Here is a 4,871-nt window from a genome sequence, read left to right as displayed (position 1 = left end):
GTGTAGGAGCTGCCGCAGGCTGCGATCTTTTGATTTTCACACCTTCAAACGGCGCAGATACTCGACTTGTTCGCGATGCGCCACATCCTGCACCACCGGCCGCAATCGAACCTGCGCCCCCGGCAAACACTGCGCCAACCGTGCAAGCGCCAACGGCGTCAACGCCCCCAATCGCGGATAGCCACCAATGGTCTGCCGATCATTGAGCAGCACAATCGGCTGTCCATCCGGCGGCACCTGCACCGCCCCAAGCGGAATGCCCTCGGAAATCATCGGCTTGCCCTGGTACTGCAACGCCGTGCCCAGCAGACGAATGCCCATGCGATCAGCACGGCTGTCGAGGCTCCAAACGCTGTTGAACGCATCGAACAGACTCTGCCCGCTGAATTCACCGATTTGTGCACCGAGCACCAGATCCAACGGCGCATCAAGATTCAGGTTTGGCCGCTGGTCTGCGGTCAACTCCCGCAACAACATCACTGAGTTGCCTGAGTAGCTCAAACCCGCGCCTTTGCTCAGCGCGCGACCCATGCCATCCAGTCCACCAAGTTCTTCACGGATCACCGTCGCGCTGCTGCCCAACACCTTCGGCGCATCGAAGCCACCCGGTGAAGCCAGATAGGCACGCGCACCAAGCAACGGCTGGGTGAACTGCAAACGCTGACCTTTATGCAGCCTGAAACTGCGCCACGGTGCCAACGGCTCGCCATCTATGAGCGCGCCAAGGTCTGCGCCGGCCAGCGCCAGCACACAATCTTCCTCGGCCACCACGGTGAACCCGCCAAGGGTGATTTCGATCACAGGCGCATCCAGCCCATTGCCCAGCAACCAATTGGCCCACGACATCGAACGCCAATCTGCCGCGCCGCCCTGGGTCACGCCGAGATGACGTACGCCGAAACGCCCGGCGTCCTGCAACAGGCAGAGCGGCGTGCTCGACTCTATCGTCAAACGGCTCATGCCAGGGCCTCCAGTGGCGTATCGTCACCGCCCAGGTTGATGAATTCGGCACGGCCGACCGCTTCGAAGCGCACGGTGTCGCCCGGTTGCATCAGGCTGTAGCCGTCACGGTTGCGGTCGAACAATTTGGCCGGCGTGCGGCCGATCAGGTTCCAGCCCCCCGGCGAAACCACCGGATAAGCCGCCGTTTGCCGTTCTGCGATGCCGACACTGCCAGCGGCGACTTTCTTGCGCGGCGTGTTTAGGCGCGGCGCAGCCAGCACTTCTTCCACCAACCCCATGAAGGCGAAGCCCGGCGCAAAGCCCAGGGCAAACACCTGATACTCACGCTCGCTGTGACGACGGATCACCTCTTCCACCGCCAGCCCGCTGCGCTGCGACAGCAGGCTCAGCTCGGGGCCGACGCTCAAGTCGTACCACACCGGCAACACATGACAGGTGCCGCGAGTGCGCGCATTAGGCGACAAATCAATCAACGCTTCAGCGATCAACTCCCGGGCCTGGGTCGGGCTCAACGCGGTCAGATCGTAATGCACCATCAACGTTGTGTAGGACGGCACCAGATCAATCAGATGTTCAGCAAACGCCGCCCGCAGACTCTCGCTGGCCGCCAGCATCCACGGCATGTTGGTTTCAGCAATTTCATCGAACAAGCGCACCATCAGACAATCCAGCGCGACCACTTCCACCCGCAGTTTCATGACGCGCTCTGCCGGTTCAAGGCTTCACGGATTCGCTGCACGGCGGCGACCGAACTGGCGTTGTCGCCATGCACGCAGAGGGTGTTGGCCTGCAAATGCAGGGCGCTGCCGTCACTGGCGGTGAGGTTGTCGCCACGGGCGATGGTCAGCGCCTGATCGATGATTTTTTCCGGATCGTGATGCACCGCTCCCGGCAGTTGCCGCGACACCAACATGCCGGCGCTGTCGTAGGCGCGATCGGCGAAGGCCTCGAACCACAGGGTCACGCCGTATTCATCGCCCAAATGCTGCGCGGCGCGGTTGTCTTTGGTCGCCATCAGCATCAATGGCAGATTGCGGTCATAGGACGCCACTGCTTGCAACACCGCGCGTAATTGCGCCGGGTTGGCCATCATGTCGTTGTACATCGCGCCGTGGGGTTTGACGTAGCTGACCCGCCCGCCCTGGGCCCGGCAGATGCCGTCAAGGGCGCCGATCTGGTAATGCAGGATGTCTTGAAGTTCCTGGGCGGCATACGCCATGGAGCGACGGCCGAAACCCACCAGGTCCTGATACGCCGGATGCGCGCCAATCTTTACGCCGTGACTGAGGGCCAGGCTGACGGTCTTGCGCATGATGCTCGGGTCGCCGGCATGGAAACCGCAGGCGATGTTGGCGCAATCGATGAAGGGCATGACTTCCGCGTCCAGACCCATGGTCCAGTTGCCGAAACTCTCGCCGATGTCGCAGTTCAATAGCAGGCGGCTCACGATGAACACTCCTGTAGGCTTTATTCTTTTTAGCTGCGGGACATATCTGTAGGACAGGCCCGCAGATTATCAGTTACTGGGCGTCGAGTTGTTTGCCACGGGTTTCCGGCAGGCTCAGGGCCGCGAGGATCACCACGCCGTAGGACACTGCCGCAAAGGCACCGATGCCTACGCTCAGCGGTACTGTCTGGCTGAGCAGGCCGATCAGCAGCGGAAACAACGCTGCCAGCGCCCGGCCGATGTTGTAGCAGAAGCCCTGGCCCGAACCGCGAATGCGCGTCGGGAACAACTCGGTCAGGAACGCGCCCATGCCGCTGAAAATCCCCGAGGCGAAGAACCCCAGCGGGAAGCCCAGCCACAGCATCACGCCGTTGCTGACGGGCAGTTGGGTGTAGAGCAACACGATGGTGAACGAGCCCACCGCGAACAGAATGAAGTTTTTCTTGCGACCGAGGATGTCAGTCAAATAAGCACTGATGACATAGCCGACGTAGGAACCGACGATTACCATCGCCAGATAACCGCCAGTACCCAGTACGCTCAAACCGCGTTCGTTCTTCAGGAAAGTCGGCAGCCAGGAAGTGATCGCGTAGTAACCGCCCAGCGCACCGGTGGTCAGCAACGAAGCGCGAATCGTGGTGAAGAGCATGCCGGGGGCGAAGATCTCGTAGAACTTCGACGGATTGCTCGGCTCTTGCTTGGCTTTGGCTTCGCGGTAGATTTCCGGGTCTTTCACCAAGCGACGGACGAAAATCACAAAAATCGCCGGCACGATGCCGAGAATGAACAGCGCACGCCAGGCATCTTCCGGCGGCATGATCGAGAACAGCAGCGCATACAGAATCGCCGTAAGCCCCCAACCTAGCGCCCAGCCGGATTGCACCATGCCCACCGCCTTGCCGCGGTCCTGGGCGCGAATCACTTCACCGATCAGCACCGCGCCGGCCGTCCATTCACCACCGAAACCGAAGCCCATCAGGGTGCGGGCGATCAACAGTTGTTCGTAGTTCTGCGCGAAACCGCAGAGGAAGGTGAAGAAGGCGAACCACAACACGGTCAGTTGCAGTGTGCGCACGCGGCCGATGCGGTCGGAGAGAATCCCCGCCACCCATCCACCGATGGCCGAAGCGATCAGCGTGCTGGTGTGAATCAGCCCGGCCTGCCCGGTGGTGATGCCCCACATGGCAATCAGGGTCGGCACCACGAAGCTGAGCATCTGGGTGTCCATGCCGTCCAGGCCATAGCCGATCTTGCAGCTCCAGAAGGTGCGGCGTTCCTGCTGATTGATGTTGCGATACCAGTCGAAAGGTCCCGGGCGAGCCGATGCTTTCGGGATGGCGGTGGTGTCGGGCGCACTCATGGCAAATCTCCGCGCTGATTTTATTGGTATTGTTCTGAGCCCCGACGACGCCTATCGTGGGAACCGGATGCGTCGATTTTTGGTCGCGCCACCCTGTCGCGTCCAACTAATAAAAACCCGTCCTAGCCATAAGAAAAACTTGATCCCATGAACCTGAAGTTTCTCGAGACCTTTGTCTGGGTCGCCCGACTCAAGAGTTTTCGCCTGACCGCCGACAAACTCTTCACCACCCAGGCGTCGATTTCCAGCCGCATCGCCGTGCTTGAAAGCGAGCTCGGCGTGAAGCTTTTCCTGCGTGATTCGCGTGGCGTGAGCCTGACGCCCGAAGGCTTGAAAGTGCTCGATTACGCCGAGCAGATGATGGACACCATGCAGGCGCTCAAGCAGTCGATCGAAACCCGTTCGAGCAAGGCCGGGCGCGTGCGCATCGGCGTGATGGACACTGTTATCCACACTTGGCTCAGCCCGCTGGTGGCGCAGATGACCGATCACTATCCGCTGGTAGAAATCGAGTTGGTGGCCGATACCTCGCTGAACCTCTGCGATCAGCTGCAAAAAGGCTTCCTCGATGTGATCCTGCAAACCGACCTGTTGCGCCAGGAAAGTGTGCGCAGCCTGGAACTGGCCAGCCACCCGATGGGCTGGATCGTCGCCAGCAATTCGCTGTACAACCGTGAGTATTCAGGCGTGGCCGATCTGGCGAATGAGCGGATCATCACCTACTCGAAAAACTCCCATCCGCATCAGGAAGTGCTGGCACTGATGCAGGCCAACGGCGTAACGGCGCCGCGACTCAATTGCGTGAATTCGGTGTCGGCGATCACCCGGTTGTTGCGTGACGGCTTTGGCATCGGCGCGTTGCCGCCGGTGCTGGTGGCCGAGGAGCTGGCGCGCGGGGAGTTGACCTTGCTGGATATCGATCAACGGCCACCGGACTTGCAGGTGGTGGTGTCGTGGCGGGTGGGCGTTGAGTGGGTCGAGGAAATTGTGGCGCTGTGTCAGCAGGTGTTGGAGGGGTATGCGCAGAAGGTGGGTGAGAATTACATCGTGTTGACTCGTTGAAGATCAAAAGATCGCAGCCTGCGGCAGCTCCTACAAGGG

The 4,871-nt window shown here is 60.7% G+C and carries 5 protein-coding genes; 1 reads left to right on the top strand and 4 read right to left on the bottom strand.

All coding sequences use genetic code 11. The annotated features are described in order from the left end of the window. Nucleotides 1-36 precede the first annotated feature (36 nt). The 4 genes from ACW9JC_RS28720 to ACW9JC_RS28705 all read right to left on the bottom strand — a co-directional run bounded on the left by ACW9JC_RS28720 (nt 37) and on the right by ACW9JC_RS28705 (nt 3,770). Nucleotides 37-960 (bottom strand): 5-oxoprolinase subunit C family protein, encoded by a 924-nt coding sequence (locus ACW9JC_RS28720; protein ID WP_457459266.1) that lies wholly within the window; start codon nt 958-960, stop codon nt 37-39. Next, on the bottom strand, nt 957-1,661 hold the full coding sequence (gene pxpB, locus ACW9JC_RS28715) for a 5-oxoprolinase subunit PxpB (RefSeq protein ID WP_457459264.1): 705 nt from the start codon (nt 1,659-1,661) through the stop codon (nt 957-959). Before pxpB ends, ACW9JC_RS28720 begins: the two co-directional genes overlap by 4 nt. Further along, entirely contained in the window at nt 1,658-2,410 is a 753-nt protein-coding gene (locus tag ACW9JC_RS28710) for a 5-oxoprolinase subunit PxpA (protein WP_457459262.1), read from the bottom strand. Before ACW9JC_RS28710 ends, pxpB begins: the two co-directional genes overlap by 4 nt. A 73-nt stretch (nt 2,411-2,483) precedes the next feature. After that, nucleotides 2,484-3,770 (bottom strand): MFS transporter, encoded by a 1,287-nt coding sequence (locus ACW9JC_RS28705; RefSeq protein ID WP_457459260.1) that lies wholly within the window; start codon nt 3,768-3,770, stop codon nt 2,484-2,486. 147 nt (nt 3,771-3,917) lie between these two features. Between ACW9JC_RS28705 and ACW9JC_RS28700 the strand changes: the two genes are divergently transcribed. Then, nucleotides 3,918-4,832: a LysR family transcriptional regulator gene (locus tag ACW9JC_RS28700; RefSeq protein ID WP_457459258.1), complete on the top strand. Its 915-nt coding sequence runs from the start codon at nt 3,918-3,920 to the stop codon at nt 4,830-4,832. The last annotated feature ends 39 nt before the right edge of the window (nt 4,833-4,871 follow it).

It is taken from the genome of Pseudomonas sp. SDO5591_S426, assembly GCF_054070755.1.
The sequence above is the reverse complement of the archived record's forward strand: the minus strand, read 5'-3'. Positions and strand labels throughout refer to the sequence as shown.